This window comes from Embleya australiensis, assembly GCF_051903075.1.
GTDB lineage: Bacteria > Actinomycetota > Actinomycetes > Streptomycetales > Streptomycetaceae > Embleya.
In genome coordinates this window covers 3940967-3958127 of sequence record NZ_CP182423.1, presented here as the reverse complement: position 1 = coordinate 3958127, position 17161 = coordinate 3940967, and the positions used below count along the sequence as shown (strand labels likewise).

At 71.0% G+C, this 17161-nt stretch carries 20 protein-coding genes and 3 pseudogenes; 15 read left to right on the top strand and 8 right to left on the bottom strand.

The window, feature by feature from the left end; genetic code table 11:
* Positions 1-48 precede the first annotated feature (48 nt).
* The 4 genes from ACMXN5_RS47625 to ACMXN5_RS47610 all read left to right on the top strand — a co-directional run bounded on the left by ACMXN5_RS47625 (position 49) and on the right by ACMXN5_RS47610 (position 2048).
* Positions 49-486, top strand: a complete 438-nt coding sequence (locus tag ACMXN5_RS47625; protein WP_439681125.1) for an ester cyclase — start codon at positions 49-51, stop codon at positions 484-486.
* 109 nt (positions 487-595) lie between these two features.
* Complete coding sequence (locus tag ACMXN5_RS47620; RefSeq protein ID WP_439681124.1) at positions 596-1240, top strand: hypothetical protein; 645 nt, start codon at positions 596-598, stop codon at positions 1238-1240.
* A complete protein-coding gene (locus tag ACMXN5_RS47615) occupies positions 1240-1581 on the top strand; it encodes a GNAT family N-acetyltransferase (RefSeq protein WP_439681123.1) in 342 nt (113 codons plus the stop codon). The genes ACMXN5_RS47620 and ACMXN5_RS47615 overlap by 1 nt, the downstream gene beginning before the upstream one ends.
* Before the next feature lie 29 nt (positions 1582-1610).
* On the top strand, positions 1611-2048 hold the full coding sequence (locus ACMXN5_RS47610) for a (4Fe-4S)-binding protein (RefSeq protein ID WP_439681122.1): 438 nt from the start codon (positions 1611-1613) through the stop codon (positions 2046-2048).
* A 150-nt stretch (positions 2049-2198) separates the two neighbouring features.
* On the opposite strand, the gene ACMXN5_RS47605 is transcribed toward ACMXN5_RS47610, so the two are convergent.
* Positions 2199-2882 (bottom strand): alpha/beta hydrolase, encoded by a 684-nt coding sequence (locus ACMXN5_RS47605; protein ID WP_439681121.1) that lies wholly within the window; start codon positions 2880-2882, stop codon positions 2199-2201.
* Between ACMXN5_RS47605 and ACMXN5_RS47600 the strand changes: the two genes are divergently transcribed.
* Positions 2875-3102, top strand: a complete 228-nt coding sequence (locus tag ACMXN5_RS47600; RefSeq protein ID WP_439681120.1) for a hypothetical protein — start codon at positions 2875-2877, stop codon at positions 3100-3102. The two genes, ACMXN5_RS47605 and ACMXN5_RS47600, sit on opposite strands and share 8 nt — an antisense overlap.
* A gap of 29 nt (positions 3103-3131) precedes the next feature.
* On the opposite strand, the gene ACMXN5_RS47595 is transcribed toward ACMXN5_RS47600, so the two are convergent.
* The gene (locus ACMXN5_RS47595; RefSeq protein WP_439681119.1) at positions 3132-3395 is read right to left on the bottom strand and encodes a hypothetical protein; all 264 of its coding nucleotides are present in this window, start codon (positions 3393-3395) and stop codon (positions 3132-3134) included.
* Positions 3396-3443: 48 nt separating this feature from the next.
* Between ACMXN5_RS47595 and ACMXN5_RS47590 the strand changes: the two are divergent.
* Both ACMXN5_RS47590 and ACMXN5_RS47585 read left to right on the top strand, forming a co-directional pair.
* Positions 3444-4019, top strand: a pseudogene (locus ACMXN5_RS47590) (hypothetical protein); the annotation flags it as partial.
* Positions 4020-4041: 22 nt separating this feature from the next.
* Positions 4042-4386 carry a sigma-70 family RNA polymerase sigma factor gene (locus ACMXN5_RS47585; protein WP_439681118.1) on the top strand — a complete coding sequence of 115 codons (345 nt, stop codon included), beginning with the start codon at positions 4042-4044 and terminating at the stop codon, positions 4384-4386.
* Between the two features lie 1417 nt (positions 4387-5803).
* On the opposite strand, the gene ACMXN5_RS47580 is transcribed toward ACMXN5_RS47585, so the two are convergent.
* Positions 5804-6538: a MarR family transcriptional regulator gene (locus ACMXN5_RS47580; protein WP_439681117.1), complete on the bottom strand. Its 735-nt coding sequence runs from the start codon at positions 6536-6538 to the stop codon at positions 5804-5806.
* Positions 6539-6747: 209 nt separating this feature from the next.
* On the opposite strand from ACMXN5_RS47580, the gene ACMXN5_RS47575 reads away from it, so the two are divergent.
* The 6 genes from ACMXN5_RS47575 (at position 6748) to ACMXN5_RS47550 (ending at position 11927) form a co-directional block, all read left to right on the top strand.
* Complete coding sequence (locus ACMXN5_RS47575; RefSeq protein ID WP_439681116.1) at positions 6748-7710, top strand: ATP-binding cassette domain-containing protein; 963 nt, start codon at positions 6748-6750, stop codon at positions 7708-7710.
* The gene (locus ACMXN5_RS47570; RefSeq protein WP_439681115.1) at positions 7707-8498 is read left to right on the top strand and encodes an ABC transporter permease; all 792 of its coding nucleotides are present in this window, start codon (positions 7707-7709) and stop codon (positions 8496-8498) included. Before ACMXN5_RS47575 ends, ACMXN5_RS47570 begins: the two co-directional genes overlap by 4 nt.
* A 1461-nt stretch (positions 8499-9959) precedes the next feature.
* Positions 9960-10127 (top strand): hypothetical protein, encoded by a 168-nt coding sequence (locus tag ACMXN5_RS47565; protein ID WP_439681114.1) that lies wholly within the window; start codon positions 9960-9962, stop codon positions 10125-10127.
* 34 nt (positions 10128-10161) lie between these two features.
* Complete coding sequence (locus ACMXN5_RS47560; RefSeq protein ID WP_439681113.1) at positions 10162-10596, top strand: methyltransferase domain-containing protein; 435 nt, start codon at positions 10162-10164, stop codon at positions 10594-10596.
* Positions 10593-11081 (top strand): hypothetical protein, encoded by a 489-nt coding sequence (locus tag ACMXN5_RS47555; protein ID WP_439681112.1) that lies wholly within the window; start codon positions 10593-10595, stop codon positions 11079-11081. Before ACMXN5_RS47560 ends, ACMXN5_RS47555 begins: the two co-directional genes overlap by 4 nt.
* 495 nt (positions 11082-11576) lie before the next feature.
* Complete coding sequence (locus ACMXN5_RS47550; protein WP_439681111.1) at positions 11577-11927, top strand: hypothetical protein; 351 nt, start codon at positions 11577-11579, stop codon at positions 11925-11927.
* A 559-nt stretch (positions 11928-12486) separates the two neighbouring features.
* On the opposite strand, the gene ACMXN5_RS47545 is transcribed toward ACMXN5_RS47550, so the two are convergent.
* Positions 12487-13110 carry a class I SAM-dependent methyltransferase gene (locus ACMXN5_RS47545; RefSeq protein ID WP_439681110.1) on the bottom strand — a complete coding sequence of 208 codons (624 nt, stop codon included), beginning with the start codon at positions 13108-13110 and terminating at the stop codon, positions 12487-12489.
* On the bottom strand, positions 13107-13406 hold the full coding sequence (locus tag ACMXN5_RS47540) for a LysR family transcriptional regulator (protein WP_439681109.1): 300 nt from the start codon (positions 13404-13406) through the stop codon (positions 13107-13109). Before ACMXN5_RS47540 ends, ACMXN5_RS47545 begins: the two co-directional genes overlap by 4 nt.
* Before the next feature lie 164 nt (positions 13407-13570).
* Between ACMXN5_RS47540 and ACMXN5_RS47535 the strand changes: the two genes are divergently transcribed.
* Positions 13571-14014, top strand: a complete 444-nt coding sequence (locus ACMXN5_RS47535; RefSeq protein WP_439681108.1) for a nuclear transport factor 2 family protein — start codon at positions 13571-13573, stop codon at positions 14012-14014.
* 412 nt (positions 14015-14426) lie between these two features.
* On the opposite strand, the gene ACMXN5_RS47530 is transcribed toward ACMXN5_RS47535, so the two are convergent.
* On the bottom strand, positions 14427-15056 hold the full coding sequence (locus tag ACMXN5_RS47530; protein ID WP_439681107.1) for a TetR/AcrR family transcriptional regulator: 630 nt from the start codon (positions 15054-15056) through the stop codon (positions 14427-14429).
* An 82-nt stretch (positions 15057-15138) separates the two neighbouring features.
* On the opposite strand from ACMXN5_RS47530, the gene ACMXN5_RS47525 reads away from it, so the two are divergent.
* A complete protein-coding gene (locus ACMXN5_RS47525) occupies positions 15139-16110 on the top strand; it encodes a beta-ketoacyl-ACP synthase III (RefSeq protein WP_439681106.1) in 972 nt (323 codons plus the stop codon).
* Positions 16111-16215: 105 nt separating this feature from the next.
* On the opposite strand, the pseudogene ACMXN5_RS47520 reads toward ACMXN5_RS47525, so the two are convergent.
* Positions 16216-16596 (bottom strand): annotated as a pseudogene (locus ACMXN5_RS47520) (MFS transporter); the annotation flags it as partial.
* A gap of 113 nt (positions 16597-16709) precedes the next feature.
* Positions 16710-17003: pseudogene (locus ACMXN5_RS47515) on the bottom strand (MFS transporter); the annotation flags it as partial.
* Positions 17004-17161: the final 158 nt, after the last annotated feature.

The window sequence follows — 17161 nt, the reverse complement described above, 5'->3', positions numbered from 1 at the left end:
GCCGACCCACCGCAGCCGGACCGCGACGACCGAACCACGGAGGTTCCCATGAACGACGACAACGACGTGAGCGAGACGGCCAAGGCCGTGGTCCGGCGCAACACGCAGGAGGTGCAAGGGGGCGGGGACTGGGCGGTGTTCGACGAACTCTTCGCCGACGACTTCCTGGACCACACCCCGCAGCCCGGCCGCACCCCGGACAAGGCCGGCGCGTTGGAGCTGTACCGGGTGCTGCGCCGCGCGTTCCCCGACTTCCGCGCCGAGATCCACTGGCAGGCCGCCGACGGGAACCTGGTCACGACGTACAAGGTCTACCACGGCACGCACAGGGGCGAGTTCCTCGGCATCGCTCCGACGGGTCGGGAGATCCACTTCGAAACGGTGGACGCGATGCGCGTGGTCGACGGCCGGATCACCGAGCACTGGGGAGTGGCGAACCTCTTCTCGCTCATGCGGCAGTTGGGCAACCCGTCCGGCACCGACTGACGGCGCGACACCGGACGGGCCCGAGCCGGGGGCACGCCTTCCCAGGCCCCGGGCCCGGACATGAAGCGGACATCGACGATGCGGTACCCGACCGCACGGACGGAGCGCGATGACGACGGGCGACCCGACGATCCCCACCCACGACGCGATGACGCGCCTGGACATCCCTGCCCGGTTCGACGTGACGCACTGGCCGTCGAACGTGGAGAAGCACCTCCAACGCACCGAGAACCCCCACCACCGAGCGATCCTGAAGAACTACCTCCGGCACCTGCTGCTCGAACTCTCCGGCCACTGGGACCGGATCGTCGTGCCCGAACTCACCGTCGCCGAACCGGTGTATCGGGTCGGCGACCGCGGCACGGTCCAAGTCCTGACCGGAAAGGCCGAGGTCGAGGCGTTCTACCGACAGACGTACGAGGACCGTGTCAACGTGATGGGCGCTCGGACGATGAACATGTGCGTCGAGGACTTCGGCGTCACGACCGAGGCGGCCTGGGCGCACGTGGTACCGGGCGACTACCTGCGCGAACACGGGCACCTACCCGACGCCGACCCGGACGCGCACTACCTGATGAACCACCACATCTGTCAGGTCTTCGCCTACACGAGCGACGCGAAGCTGATCGGCGAGCGGATCTACGTCGACGCGGCGAGCTACACGTACGACAAGCTCGCGGCGCGGGACGTGGTCACCCCGGAACAGGCCACCCGGGAACTCGCACCGCTCCTGGCACGCGCAGACCTCGACTGATGCCACCACCCCGGAACACAAGGGAGACGAGCGTGCAGCAGGCCCCCGAGGTGACCGACGCCGTCGACGCGAAGCGGTACGAAGCCCGATTCGGCGACGAGTTGGCCGGCTTCGCCCAGTACCTCCGCAGGCCCGGACTGATCGCCTTCGTGCACACCGAGGTGGACCCGCGCCACGAGGGCCGCGGTGTGGGCTCGGCGCTGGTGCGCACGTCACTCGACGAGGCCCGCGCGGCCGGACTGAAGGTACTACCGGCCTGCCCCTTCTACGCCCGCTGGATATCCGACCACCCCGAATACCGGGACCTGGTTCGCGTCCCGAGGAGCCGGGTCACCGACTGAACCGCCACCACCGACACCAGGGGGAACCTGTGACGACGAGCGACCGCACTCGACGCGACGGTGCCAAACGCTATACCGGCGCGGGAATCACCGTCGGCTACGAGGCCCGGCGCTGCCTGCACGCCGCCGAGTGCGTGCGCGGCCTACCCGACGTGTTCGACGTCGAGCGCAGACCCTGGATCGTCCTCGGCGAGACGGACCCCGCCCGGATCGCCGAGGCGATCGCCCGCTGCCCCAGCGGCGCCCTGCAGTACCACCGCACAGACGGCGGACCGAACGAGGAGGCGCCGAACCCCACCGAGGTGACCGTGCACGAGAACGGCGTCGTCCACGTGCGCGGCGACCTCAGGATCCAAACCCCGGCAGGCGTACGCTCCGAGACCCGCGCCATGCTCTGCGGCTGCGGCCGTACCGACCACACCCCCTTCTGCGACCACACCGGCAACGCCTGCGCCGGCCTCACCTGACTCGAACCGCAACCACGGCCACGCCGCAGAGTGGAGTCCGACAATCGTGTCGACGACGTCGCCGGGTGGGAAGCAACGCAAGCGATCCGTGCGGCCGTTGTGACGGGGCCCTGTGGAGGCCGATGTCAACCGGGATGCGGGCCGGGCGGCTCAGCCGGCGGCGGCCTGCTTGATCAGGTCGGCGACGGCGGCCGGTCGGGAGACGTGGACGGCGTGGCTGCCGGGGACCTCGACGGTGTGGGCGCCGATGCGTTCGGCCATGGCGTGCTGGGCGGGCGGGGGGATCATGTGGTCGTCGGTGGCGACGAGATACCACGACGGCTTGGTGCGCCACGCGGGCCGGGACACCGCGCCGCCGGCCGCGTCCACTCCCCAGGGCGCCTGCGAGTCGGCCATGAACTCCGTCTGCGCGAGCGGCAGATCCCCGGCGAAGGCCGCGGCGAACCGGTCCCGGTCCAGGAGCAGGAAGCCGTCGACGGGCGGCAGGATCGGCGGGACAAAGGCGCCGGGCGGCGGGTCGGCGATCAGGGTGTTCACCGACTCGCTCTTGTCCGGGGCGAAGGCGGCGATGTAGACGAGCGTCGTCACCTTCTCGTGGTTGCCGGCCTCAGTGATCACCACGCCGCCGTAGGAGTGGCCGACCAGGAGACGGATGCCCGTAGAGGATCGGGGCGCGGGGCGGTTCACTCGAACGGGCTCACCCCCGGTGGTCTGGGGTCCGGGGATCGCGACGGGCGCGTCGTCACCTTCCGCCGTCTCGGATAACCTGCGCGTTCGAAGCAATCGGGATCGCGGGCCGTGTCCGCCGGACGGGAAAGGGCGGCCTGTGCCCACCACGCAGCACGAGGAGTTGCGCGCGGCGATCGTGCGCGCCCGCGAGGTGCTCGCCGCCCACCCGAACGACCCGCCCGCCCCGGAGTTGGCCACGCTGATCGGGGCGGCGGAGCCGTTCGCCAACTTCACCCAGGCGGTGCCGCCGCCGCAACCCCGCCCGATGGCGACGGAGGTGACGGAGGTGACGGGCACTGTGGTCCCCGACGGGACCGGGCCGTAGGACGCCCCCGACGCCGCATCCCGGGCCGGCTACGTGAAGGGAGCGTGTCCGGCGCCGCCGATGGCGGCGCGCATGTCGTGCACGGCGTCGAGGGTGAACGAGGACGCGCAGTCGCCGATCCACAGCATGCGCGTCGAGGCGCGCTCCAGGTCCCGGAGGTCCGCCTGCCGGGGCGTGCGGATCTCGCCGTGCCAGGCCCCGTCGGGCTCGCGGGTCAGGCGGGCGGTGACATCGAAGCGGACGGCCTCGGTCATCACCGTCGCCGGGCCCTCGTAGCGCATTCGCCCGCTCATAATGCGAGCACCGCCTTCCCTGAACCCTGTGGTTCGGTCGGCGAGGACATGACGCGGCGCCCCCGTGAACGGCGCTGTCGCACGAGGGCGTGCCCCTGCCGGCCGTTCGTATCTCGACTCCACCCGTCCCGATGGGGTGTGGGAGGGCTGTGGGGTGGCAGGGATCAGGATCGGCCCCACCCCGGGTCGCATCACTTCCCTTCCCGTTCCCGGTCCCCCGGCGTCCGACGCGCACCCGTCCGGAGGCCCCATCGCATGACCGACACCCGCCGCTCCCCCGACGCCCACGCGCGCCTGCGCGCCTCCACCGACCGCAACCTCACCCACCTGGCCGCCCTGGAACCGGGCACCCCGGCGCACGCGGCGCTGCGCAACGCCATCGTCGAGGACAACCTCAACCTCGTCGCCCACGCCTGCAACCGCTACACCCACCGCCCCGGCCACGGCGCCGGGTTCCTCGCCTACGCGATGCCCACCATCTCCGGCGAGTTGAAACGCTACTTCCGCGACCACACCTGGGCCGTCCACGCCCGCCGCGGCGAACGGGAGTCGTACCTGCGCCTGGTCCGCGCCCGCGACGACCTCTCCACCCGGTTGGGCCGCGAGCCCGACCACGGCGAACTCGCCACCCACACCGGCCTGGACATTGACGAGGTCCGCGTCGGCCTGGAAATCGGCACCGCCCTGCGCACCGACTCCCTCGACGCCCCCGCCACGATCGGCCCCCCGACGCCCCGACACCGCCGCCACCGGCCACGACCGACACGGAGAAGCCGACGCGGCCCTGGAACTCGTCGTCGACCGCGAATCCCTGCGCCCGCTGATCGCCGACCTCGACGACCGCGACCGACACATCCTCAAACTCCGCTTCCGGGACGACCTCACCCAGACCGAGATCGGCGAACGCCTCGGCCTGTCCCAGATGCACATCTCCCGCCTGCTCACCCGAACCTTCACCACCCTGCGCACCGCAATGCTCGCCGGCACCTGACCACCCGGCCACGAACGACGCTCGTGCCGAAGACACCGCGACCGCTCGACCGTCCACGGCCGGACCGTTCCGTGACGGCCGCGAGATGCCCGGCCCGCTCCCCGGACGGACCGAGCCGAGGTTCGGCCGGCTTCGGTGCCCAGGGTCGCGACGGCAACGTCGGCCGCGTACTCCCGGTCGGGATGGAACCGTCGGAAAGGCGCGGTGACAGCGGGCGCGCCCCGCGCAGAATGCCTTGTGTGCTCGGCGAGTTCCGCCCCCCGGGGGCGGGCCGGGCGTCACGCCCCGGACGCGGATCAACCCGACCGTGTACCGCCGAGCGTCGCGACGCCCCGGCACGAACACCGCCCACCCGGCCGCCCCGGGACGGCCGGGTGGGCGGGTGGGTTGTTCTACGGCCCAGTGTCGTCCGGGATCGTGACCGTGGGGTCCGTCGGCATCGGGCGGCGTTGCGGTGACGGCATCGCCTGGGTGAAGTTGGCGAACGGCTCCGCCGCCTCAATACCCGGTGGGCGGGTCGGAGCCCCCTCGTGTGTCGGGCGAGCGGCGCCGATCGGCCCGTTCCCGGATCGGCCCGGCGCGGTCGCGGGCGGCGCGCGGGACGGCGCGGCACCCGCGCCGCCCGCGGCCGGTGGGCACCCCCGGGGGCGGGCATGGCCCGTCGCGGCCGGGCGGGCCCCCGGGGCCGGCCGTTCCCGCCCCGCGAGGGGCGACCACGCACCGGCGGGACGGAGGTCGGCGCCTTCACCGTCGGTCGGGTATCACCCCGGGGCGGCCGGCTCGTTGGGCCCGGCGTGGTGGCCGGGCGTCCCCCGTCGCCGGTGGCCGCCGCACCGGCCGGCCCATCCCCCGAGGCCGACCGGGGTTCGGTCGCGGGCGGGCGCCGGTCGGCACAACACGTCACCCGCTCGCGACCGGCGCCGCCCGGGCCGGGACGGGTGCGCGGACCCGGGCGCGCAGGCAGGGGCGCCACAGGGGGGAAGCCAGAGGGGCGAACGGGGCCTGTGGCCAGGGAAACGCCGGGTTGGCGGCCGGTGCGTAGGCAATGGGAATCGCAACGGGGTAAGCAACCTGGGTCGGGAGCCGCGGCGTCGGTGGGCGGCTACTCGGGCTGGTCGGGCGAGCGTGGTCGTACGGGCCGGCGTACACCAGGCGTGCTCACGCCTGCGGACCCGTGTCGCGGTCGACGGGCACGTACGCGTGCCCGTCCCGCCAATCCCACATGCGCTCCGGCGCGAACACACGGCGTGGGTGCGCCTCGACGGCGTCGCGCACCCACGGCGCGTGCTTCGCGCCACGCCCGGGGGCTTCCATCGCCTCCAGAGCGCGACGACGTTGCCTGAGGACAGGGCCGTCAGGCGTGATGGTGGGCATCGTGACGGAAGCGATGTGCGCGAGGCCTGCGGCCGTGACCCGCTCAGTCGGTTGCGGGTGTCTGTCGAGGGCGGGTGGAGTAGATCCTGTGCCAGTGCTCGGCCGAGCGGACCAGGTCGTCGATGACGTGGTGGAGGAACCGGCTCGTGTTCTCCAGTCGGGCGCCGGCAGGGGTGGTGGGGCCAAGCTTGCGGGCTCCGGCCGCGCAGGCTTCGGCGATCCGGGTCTGGTTGCGCGCGCCGGCGATGATGGAGGTGAACACCGCGTCGTCTTCGATGGCATAGCGCTCGGCGCGGCTGCGGGGGTCGCGCTCGCGCTTGACGAGTGCCTGGTTCTCCAAGTAGCCGACGGCCTTGGAGACGGAGGCGGGACTGACCCGCAGGCGTCGCACGAGGTCCGCAGAGGTGAGGCTGCCGCTGTCGGTGGTGAACAGTGCGGCGAGCACCTTGGCCATCATCGGTGGGAGCCCCGCCTGAATCATCAACTCCATGCTTTGCGCGCCGACTTCGTCCGCGATCCGCGGATCGCGCCCGTCGAGGTCGGCCCTTTCGGGTGGGGCCGACGGCGTGGGGGTCCTGCGCTGACGCACGTGCCTTGCGCCCGCTTGGTGGGCCGTCTCGGCGTGGTAGCCGCGCGGGCCGCCATTGCGCATCACCTCGCGGGTGACGGTCGACGTGGGCCGCCCGATGCGGCGGCCGATGGCGGCGTAGGTCAGTTCCCCGCGCAGCCCCGCGGCGATCTGCTGCCTGTCCTGGAGTGTGAGTCGGTCGCCGGGCATCGAGGCGTCCTCCACTGTTCGACGTCCGAACCAGTTTAATGCAACACCCTATCGTTGCATTACCTGCCATCCCCCATGCAACGATTTGCCGCTCCTACCTGCACTTATGTCATTGCTTCACAAGAACGTGATTGACGATTCAGTGGATGCAACGCAACTATTACCGATACGTGAAGGCCAGTGGAAGCTCGTCGACGGAAGCGGAACCCATGACCACTCACCTCGTTCCCCCAGCCCTCTTCGCGGCCGCGGTACGCAAGGCGTACGGCGACCACGTGGTGCTGAGCGGCATCGACCTCGACATCCCCGCAGGATCGGTCTTCGCGCTCCTCGGGCCGAACGGCGCAGGCAAGACCACCATGGTGCAAATCCTGTCCACGCTCATCCGAGCCGACGCCGGCGACATCCGGGTCGCCGGCCACGATGTGGTTCGTGATCCCGACGCGGTCCGTGCCGCGATCGGCGTCACGGGCCAGTTCTCCGCGGTTGACGGCTTTCTCACCGGCGAGGAGAACCTGCTGCTGATGGCCGACCTGCACCACCTGCCCCGCGGGGAACGGCGGCAGTGCGTCACCGACCTGCTGGCACGGTTCGACCTGGTGGACGCGGCCCGCAAACCCGCGGTGACGTACTCCGGCGGGATGCGCCGCCGCCTCGACCTCGCGATGACACTCGTCGGCCGCCCCCGGGTGATCTTCCTCGACGAGCCCACCACGGGCCTCGACCCGCGCAGCAGGCGCACCATGTGGGACATCATCCGCCGTCTGGTGACCGACGAAGGCGTCACGATCCTCCTCACCACCCAGTACCTCGACGAGGCCGACCGGCTCGCCGACCGGATCGCGGTGCTGCACCGGGGAAGGATCGTTGCCCAGGGCACGGCGGAGGAGCTCAAGCGGCAGGTCGGCGGAGGCCACATCACCCTGCGGTTCGCCGACGCACGCGAGCACGCCCTCGCGGCCCGGACCCTGGACGTGGTGTCACGGAACGACGAGGCACTCACTCTGCAGATCGCCGGCCAGGGCGACGTCCCGTCGTTGCGCGCCCTCCTCGACCGGCTAGACCGCGCCTCGCTCACCGGGGAGGAACTTCGAATCCACACCCCGGACCTCGACGATGTCTTCTTCGCGCTGACGGGTAACCCCGTCGCGGAACAGGAGCCCGTCCGATGAGCACCGCCGCCCACGCCTTCACCGATTCGATGACCATGCTGCGCCGCCGGTTGCGGCACATGCTGCGCTACCCGACGCTCACCCTCACCGCCGCCGGGGTCCCGGTGGTGTTCCTGCTGCTGTTCGTCTACGTCCTCGGCGGCATCCTCGGCAGCGGCCTCGGCGGTCCGTCGGGCGGCAGGGACACCTACGTGAACTACGTCGTCCCCGGCGTCATCTTGATGACCGCGGCCACCGCCGCGCAGGGCACCGCGATCTCGGTGGCCCTCGACATGACCGAGGGCATCGTCGCCCGGTTCCGCACCATGGCCATCGCCCGGGTCTCGGTGCTCACCGGCCATGTGCTGGGCAGCCTGGCCCAGACCCTGTTGAGCATGGCCGCCGTCACCGGCGTCGCACTGCTGGTGGGCTTCGAGCCCACCGCAGACTTCGGTGAATGGCTCGGCGTGATCGGCGTGCTCGTGTCGATCATTTTCGCGCTCACCTGGCTGTCGGTAGCGCTGGCCCTCATGGCCAAGAGCGTCGCGGCCGCGAGCAACATGCTGACGCCACTGATGATCCTGCCGATGATGGGCAGCGGATTCGTCCCCACCGACTCGATGCCCGCCGGGCTTCGATGGTTCGCCGATTACCAGCCGTTCACCCCGTTCATCGAGACCCTGCGCGGGCTGCTGATGGGAACCCCGATCGGCGACAACGCGATTCTCGCCCTCGGATGGTGCGCCCTGATCGCCCTGGGCAGCTACCTGTGCGCCAAGAAGCTCTACAACCGTGAGCCCACGCAGTGAGCGGCTCGGTTGTCGGTTCTTGAGGTTTCCAAGTCCGATTGACAGAGTGCCGAACAGGGGCATACCCGTTGTATGGGGAGTTCAGGGACGTCCCCGGCGAAGCGGGAGTGCCGGGAGAAGTCGCGGTTGCGAGCGGCTGGTTGGTTCGCGGAGGGTGTGTCGCAGGCGGATGAGGCGCGTCGGTCGGGCGTCTCGCCGCAGGCGGCGTCGGTGTGGCATCGCGCGTGGCTGGACGGCCGGGCGGACGCGTTGCGCTCGGCCGGTCCGCCCGGTGCCCGCCGCGCACATTCCCGCCCGTGTCGACCACCTGCGCGATACCGCCGCCGATCGGGCCGTCGATCACCGACCGCCCACCCGACACAGGGCGTTCACGACGCGCCCAGGCCACCGACACCACAACCCGGCCGACGCCACGAACAACCCGACCACGCTCGCCCACTTGTCCGCCTCGTCCGACCCCACCACCGCGAGATACACCGCCAATCCCACCGGCGCCGCACCCGCCACCCCGAAGGTCCCCAGCCTTACGGCCGCCCATGAGCGCGGTACACGCGAGCGCGTCGATGATGACGAACGCGACGTATGTGCGGTTCCCCCAGCGGGACTTCGCCCCGAAGGTCCCCAGCGTCGTGACCGCTATCGATGCCTTGCCCACGGACACGGCGACGCGGTACACCGCGTACTCGCGGCCTTGCCTGCCGGACCTCGCTCCGAAGGTTCCGAGTGTGATGATCGCTTTCGACGCCATCCTCAAGGACGCACGGCGACGGAACGCGATGTTCGCGAGGGCCGCCTCCGCCGGCTTCAAGCCGTTGGTCCCGGATCTCAAGCCGCTGATCGGCGTGGTCTCGGGGTTTCCGAACTCGGTCGCGAACGCGATCGCGTCGCTGTGCGCTCATGCCTCCTCGACCTTCGTGATGCCCGACCTCGGGTGGGATCCGCTCGGCTCGCTCCGCAAGTGGGTCGAGCGTCTGGGGGCGCCAATCGTCCGGGAGATGCGCGCCGCGCTGGGCGCGTATCAACGCGGCGACAGCGAGCCCATGCGCGAGTTCATCCGTGTCCGGCCGCACCTTCAAGCCTCGCCCGATCATGCCCAAACCTTGGCGTTGGTCCCGCTCGAAGCAACCTGGGAACACCAGGTCGACCTCACCGACGAGAAGTCGGTGCACAGTCCCCTGCGCAGGGTCACCAAAGCCGGAGACGACAAGGACAGCCTCCACGTGGTGCGCGGGGAGTACATCGGCTACTACGAGGACATCCCTCGCGAGGTCCGCAGCCACCTGGCGGGTCCTGAGGACCAGGCGATGGCCGCGGTGACACCTTGGACGGATCGGTTCGAGGATCAGCGCGTGTGTGCGGCGCTGAAGCAGCGTGGGACAACACGAGAAACCGCCGCCGGATCCGTCGAAGGACGCTCCCCCGCCGTCGAACGGCCGACACAAGAAGGACGAGTAACCCGCCGTGGATCCGATCGAGGCCCGGTCGCGACTGGCGGCCGAGATGCGACGACGCGGGGACCGGCCTGTGCGCGCGCCGTGGATCCGGGCTGCGGTGGAGGCCACTCCCCGGGACGCGTTCGCGCCCGATCGGCTGTGGCGCTGGGACGGCGCGGCGTGGGTGCCGGTGTGATCGCGCGGTCGACGAGGACGCGTGGCTGTCGTCGGTGTACGCCGGGCCGGACGACGCCGCCGTCACGCAGGTCGTCGACGGAGTACCCACGTCGAGCCTGTCGTGCCAGGCGCTGGTGGTGGACATGCTCGACTCACTGCTCCTGCAACCCGGACACCGGGTCCTGGAGTTGGGCACCGAGACCGGCTGGAACGCGGCCCTGCTCGCCCGGCGCGCCGGGGCGGGCAACGTCGTCAGCGTCGAGGTCGACCCCGACCTGGCCCAGAAGGCCCGCAAGGCACTCGCCTCGGCGGGGGCCAATGTGCGCGTCGAGGTCGGGGACGGCGCGCACGGCCTCCCGGCGCAGCCAGCGTGGGATCGGGTGGTCTCGACCTACGCGGTGGAGCGGGTGCCGTGGGCGTGGATCGCCCAAACCCGCCCGGGGGCCGCCTGGTCGCACCCTGGGGGCGGCTGGGGCATGTCGCGTTGACCGTCGCCGACGACGGACGCTCGGCGAGCGGCTGGGTCCAGGGGCTCGCCACGTTCATGCCCGCCCGCGGCACCCCGCCCGAACCGCGGTTCACCGACGTCCGCGGCGACGCACCGGCCGAGGACGAACACGGTGTCACGCGGGACCTGGCACCGTTGTGCGACGACGCGCACCTGATGTTCGCGCTGCGCGTCGCACTACCCGAACTGCGCGTACACGCCGCACGCGACGCCGACGGCGTCAACGCCTGGATCCACGACGGCGACACCTCCTGGGCCACCTACTCCGCCTCGGCCGGCGTCGGAACCACGCTGCACCAGGGCGGAGCGCGGCGCCTGGGCGACGAGCTGGAGGCGGCCTGGGACCGGTGGATCGCCGAGGGCGGCCCGGGGCTGTACGACCACGGCATGACCGTCACACCCGACACCCAATACGTATGGGCCCACCGCCCCGACACCGGACCCCGATGGCCCACGAACATCTGACCGCGCGGCCACCCGACCGCGGCCGTATCGGCCCCACGTGACGACACCGTTCAACACCGGCCGACGCAGGACACCACGCCCGGCTCCGGCTCGAAGCAACCCGCGGCAACGGCTCGGATCCCTGTTCACCAACCGGCCCCGACCGCTCCCCAACATCGACGGGCACAGGCACGGGCATGGGTCGACGGCACCGAGGGACGACCGCAGCGCAACGTCGGACCCGGCGCGGCGGCGGTTCGCCGTCACGCGGTGTTCCGTCTGGGAGCAATGCGGCTCTGACCCCCCGGCTTCTCACGGCGGGCGTCCCGGGCCGGGGGGGTCAGAGGCTGAGGTCGAGAACGCGTACTGTTTGTCCGGCCCATCGGTCGGCGGTGGTGGTCGCGACGAACGCGCCGTCCGGGCGTTCGGGGGTGGGTCGGGCGGCGTGGCGGGCATGTGCCGCCCCCCGGGTGTCGTCGGGGCGATCGCGAGTGCGGCGGCCAACGCCCCCGTCTGATGTACCGACCCCGCCTCCACATCCGCCGCAAGGGGAAACGGAGAAGCTTCGCCTGGAAGGACCACCGCGACCTGGCGGTGCGGGCGCATCTGCAGTTGGGAGGACCGATCGCAGGCGACTTGGGCTTCTTCGAGTTCCTCGACTCGGTCGACGCCGTGATCATGGGCCGCAACACCTACGACAAGGTCGTCGGCTTCGGCCCGGAGAACTGGCACTACGGCGACCGCCACGTCGGCGTCCTGAGCACCCCCCTTCCCGACGACGCCGACCCGCGCGTCACCGTCTACCGAGACTCCGCCGGTCAAGCCCTGAACGGACCCGACATCACCCTCGAGGCCAACCTCTCGTGACCGGGCCGCCCCGAGGCTCCCTGTGCCACGCAGCATTCGCCGCCCGGACTTTGCCGCGAGTACGCGAACCGCGACGACACCCTCACGGCCCGACCCTGACCGTGATCGTTCCCGGCGGGCGGCGCCGACGCCCCCGAGACCGTCTCCGCCGCTCGGCGGTCGTCCAGGGGGCGGTGCCCGATTCGGCACCGTCGAGTATCGAACGCCGCCGGATCCGACATCGACGCGAGGCGCGGTCGAAGACGGCCGCGCTCGGCGCACCGACCTGCAAGAATCACGTCCACCAAGGGTGTTCGTCGAAATGGATCAAACCCACACAGCTCGGTACGCGGGTTGGCCGTAGGTGTTGCGGATGCCGACAGCAGTGGTGGTCGGTTGACCGGCGCCGTTCGCGGGCCCGCGCTCGGCGGCCTCGCGGAATGGGCGAGCATCGCCGGGGGCGGCGGGCAATACGGCTGCGACACTGCGGACCGACCCATGGGCGGGTACTGTCCACATTCCGTCCCCAAGGAACGCGATTCGCGCGGGAGGCACGGTGGGCTCGCAACGCTGCAGCCCGTCAGGCGACGACGGCTTCTCGACGCAGCCCCACATAGCTCCACCGCACACCCGACCGGCCGTGGGGATCCTCGCGCTCGCTGAGATGCACGAGGCCCAGACCGCAGTGACGGGCAAGTCGCACCGTCTCGTCCGACCCCACGGCGAACATCCGCCGCCCCGCCGGAACCGGGCCGTGCCGCAAGGACAAAACCACCTGTCCTCCGACGGCGAGCAGACCGGCGAGGCCCTCCATCGCCGACTCCCGCTGCGGTTCGTCCAGATGCATCCACACGGCTGTCAGCAGGATCAGGTCGAACCGCTGGTCCCGGGCGCGAAGCACTCGCAGCTCGGGCAACGAGTCGTCGATCCACTCGATCGACTCGGCGGCGTGGATCCGCCGGCCCAGGGAGCGCAACTCCGCGGTCGGCTCGACGGCGACGACCCGATGCCCCAGGCGGGCCAGGGCGGCGGCATCGCGGCCGCTGCCGGCGCCGATGTCCAGGACCACACTGGGCTGCGAGGGGAACAGATGCAACACATCACGGTGGACCTCGGCGAAGGACACGCTCTCGTACTGCTCGACGAGCACATCGGCGGCTTCGGCGTAACCCGCAGTACTGGCCAGGCTCTTCGGATCGATCATCCGCGCAGCCTAGCGAGCGGGCACCAACAGCCCGATCCGGCAGGCTCTGTCGGATCGGAGCAGCGGTCAGTCGTGGCGGCCCGAGTGACGCGCAGCGCATTGTCCCGGCCGGTCAGCACGGCGCCGGCGTGGGCAGCCGGAGCCTCACCGGCCTCGGTGGGGTCGTCCCCGACGCGGGAACGGACGAACGGGCTCACTCCCAGCTGGGCTTCCAGCTGCCGTATCTGTTTCGTCAGCGCGGGCCGCGAGATGTAGAGCCGTGCAGCGGCCCGCGTGAGGTTGCCTTCCTCGACCACGTGGCGAAGTACCGCAGCAAGCGGGTGTCGACATCCATGCCGCCAGGTTATGGAAGCAGGTATTGGACGACTACGGCGGGCTGACGGGAGCGTTGACCACGCGACCGGGACGGCCCGGTACCGAACACGCCGGAGAGTATCCAGATGACGACGAGTGAAGCCGTGTGCCCGACCCCAGGATCGAGGCCATCAACCAGTTCTTCTCCGCCTATGCCGCCAACGACGTCTCAGCGATGAGCTCGGTCCTGGTTCCCGACATCGAGTGGACCATCCCGGGCCACCACCCGCTGTCGGGCACCAGGCACGGCCTCGACGAAGTGGTCGGCTTCTTCGACCAACTCGGGAGGGCGGGCTTCCAGGCCGAACCTGTATTTCTCGGCAGCAACGGCGAGTATGTCGTCGACATCCACCGAGGCTGGACAACCCAGGGTGTGGGCCAAGTCGACACGGCGTGGGCGCTGGTGTGGCACTTCGACGCCGCCGGCCAGGTCGATCGAGTGGACAACCTCAGCGGTGACCGGCACCAGATGGACACCTACGTTTGGGCCAACTTCCCGTTGGCTCCCCTTCCGGCCCGCCTCGCCCGGGGACAGAAGGAATCGGCATGACGATCATCGTGATCGCGTCTGCGACCGCACGGCCGAGGGTGCCGGTCGCCCCGACGGACGCGGTTATCTGCCGCGCGGCCGGCGGTCAGCTGACCCCCACTCGCGTCACCTTCGGACGACGAGTTCACTCTCGGCCTGAAAGGCAAACCACTGGGACAGGTGGCCTTCTCACCAGCGGGACTTTCAGGAGCCCACGCCGGGCAGCTCGTTCGGCGCTCTTGTCAACGCCGGGCTGGAGGCGTCCGTCCGGGCTGCGGCCATCGAGATGCCCCTCGGGCTGAGGGTGAACGTCGTCAGCCCAGGATGGGTGAGGGAGACGCGCGAAGCCTTTGAGCCACTCCGCCCTCGAATCCCGGATCCCAACGGGTAGCGATGCGGTCCCGAGTGCCGCAGCCCCCGGCGACCGGGTCGCTCACGGGGCAGCCGGGCCGAGGTGGGCGTCCAGGCACGCTTCGACGAGACGGCCGGGGCCGTCGACGGAGCCTTGGCCCAGGACGAGTTGCAGGCTGTTCCGGGACCACAGTTGGGCGATGCCGTGGAGGTTGGACCACAGCGCGGCCGTGGTGGCGGCGGCGGTGGTGACGGCTGTGGCCGCGGGCTCCGGCCGCTCGTCCCGGCACCGGGCGACGAGGTCGACTACGTGCTCGAACATCGGGAGCGTCACCTCCCGCAGTCGGGGTTCCTTCGGGGTTTGCCCCTGCTGTCCGCTGTCCAGCAGATCGTGACGGAACATCAACTCGAACATGCCGCGTCGCTCCAATGCGTAGGCGACGTACGTGTGTGCCAGCGCGGCCAGTTGGTCCCGTGGCGCGCCGGCTTCGGCGACGGCCGCGGCACAGCGCGCGCCCAATTCCTCGAAGCCCCGGCGGGCGACGGCCGACAGCAGGTCGCGGTGTGTCGGGAAGTAGCGGCGCGGTGCACCGTGCGAGACCCCCGCTCGACGGGCGATCTCCCGCAGGCCGACTGCATCGGCGCCCTCGGTGAGCACCAACTCCACTCCGACGTCGACCAGTCGCTGCCGCAACGCTCGTTCATCGTCCATGGACAGTGTCTACCAGACGGTGGTAGACACTGTCTACGTCATGTCGCGCGTTCACCACTCCTCCCGAAGAAGGGGTCCCACCATGCCCGCATCCCGCATCACCGCACTGGGCCACTACCAGCCCTCTCGCATACTGACCAACACCGAACTGGAAGGCATGGTCGACACGAACGACGCCTGGATCCGCCGGCGCACCGGCATCGCCACCCGGCACATCGCCGAACCGGACGAATCCGTCACCGACCTGGCCACCATCGCCGCCGGCAAGGCGCTGGCCGCAGCCGGCCTGGAACCGGAGCGGATCGGGCTCGTCACCGTGGCCACCTGCTCCGCCATCGACCACTGCCCCTCCATCGCCGCACAGGTCGCCGCCCGCCTCGGCATCCCGTCCGCGGTCTGCTTCGACCTCAACAACGGCTGCGCCGGCTTCTGCACGGCACTGGCTTGCGCGGACCACTCGGTCCGCGCCGGCGCCGCCGAACACGCCCTGGTCATCGGCGCGGAGAAGATGTCCGACCTGACCGACTGGACCGACCGCAGCACCTGCGTCCTCCTCGGTGACGGCGCCGGGGCGGCCGTCATCGGCACGATCGGCCCGGGCCGGGACAGCGGTATCGGCATCGGCATCGGCATCGGCCCGGTCGTATGGGGATCCGATCCGACTCGCGCGGACGCGGTGCGGCTCGTGGACGCCTGGCACCCGCGCTTCGCCCAAGAGGGACAGAGCGTCTTCCGCTGGGCCACCCGGGAGCTGTCCGCCCTGGCCGAACGGGCCTGCCACCGCGCCGGGATCGCCCCCACGGACCTGGCCGGCGTCGTCACCCACCAAGCCAACCTCCGCATCATCGAAGCCCTCGTCGCCCGCCTCGGCCTGCGCCCGGACGCGGTGATCGCCCGGGACGTCACCGAGTCCGGCAACACCTCGGCCGCCTCCGTGCCCCTCGCCTTGTCGAAGCTCCGCGAGCGCGGCGAATTGCCCAGCGGCGCACCGGTGCTGCTGTTCGCCTTCGGCGGCGGCCTGTCCTGGGCCGGCCAGGTCGTCACCTGCCCGTGACCGGGACCCGGGAGCCCGGCCACCGAGGGCGGGATCCCGGCCGGCGCAGGCGATGGCAGGCACACCGAGGCCCGCGCCGGTGAGGCAGAGTGTGCGGGCGCTCGCGTCGTGGTCGATCAGGAGACCGCCGAGGGCGGCGCCGAGCGCCTGACCGAGGTAGATCCGGGAAGAGTTGAAGGAGATGACGACGCTGGGCAGCGTCGGCACCAACGCCGTCAAGCGGTGGTTGTTCGGCGTGGAAATCGCCCATCCGGCGGCGCCGTTCAGGACCATGACGACGATCACGGGCACGATCGACGTGCTGATGGTCAACAGCAGGAGGGTGAGCGTCAACGGGCATACGGCCCACGTGAGCGTACGCGACGCGCCCAGCCGGTCGGTGAGGTGTCCGCTGCCGAACGAACCGACGCTGCCACCGAGTCTCCACGCGAGCAACGCGACCGCGAGTGCGGTGCCGTGGATGCCGGCGGCGCTCGTAAGGAGCATGAACACGACCATGGCCACCATGCGCCGGTCGGCGAGTACAGCGAAACGCTTGACGAGGACGATGGTGGGGGAATCGGCAGAGTCGGCAGGACGAGGAGGACGCCGAGCAAGGCCGCCGTGCCCACGGCCGCGACGAAAACGAGACCGGCCTTCCAGGACACGTGTTGCCCGATGGCGGTGCCGACCGGGACACCAAGGACGGTTCCGACGGTCAGTCCGCCGAGGATCACCGACAACGACCGTCCGCACGCGGCGGGACCGGCGAGCGCGGCGGCCGCCACGGAGGCGTTGGGTGTGTACAGCGCCGCACCCAGCTCTGCGGCGACCCGCGCGACCAGAAGGAGCGCCAGGTTCGGCGCCACGGCCGACGCGAGGTCGGCGAGGACGAACAGGACGAGCGAGGCCACCAACACTTGATCGCGGACAACACGATCGCGCGCGCGGGGTCGGCCTGCTTGTGGTGCTCCATGGCGGTCAGGCACGCGGCGTCGGTCAGGTCGGGGGTGACGCCGAGGTCGGCCATGGTGGCCAGGTAGGCGTCGCGCGCAGGCGGGTGTACCAGGGG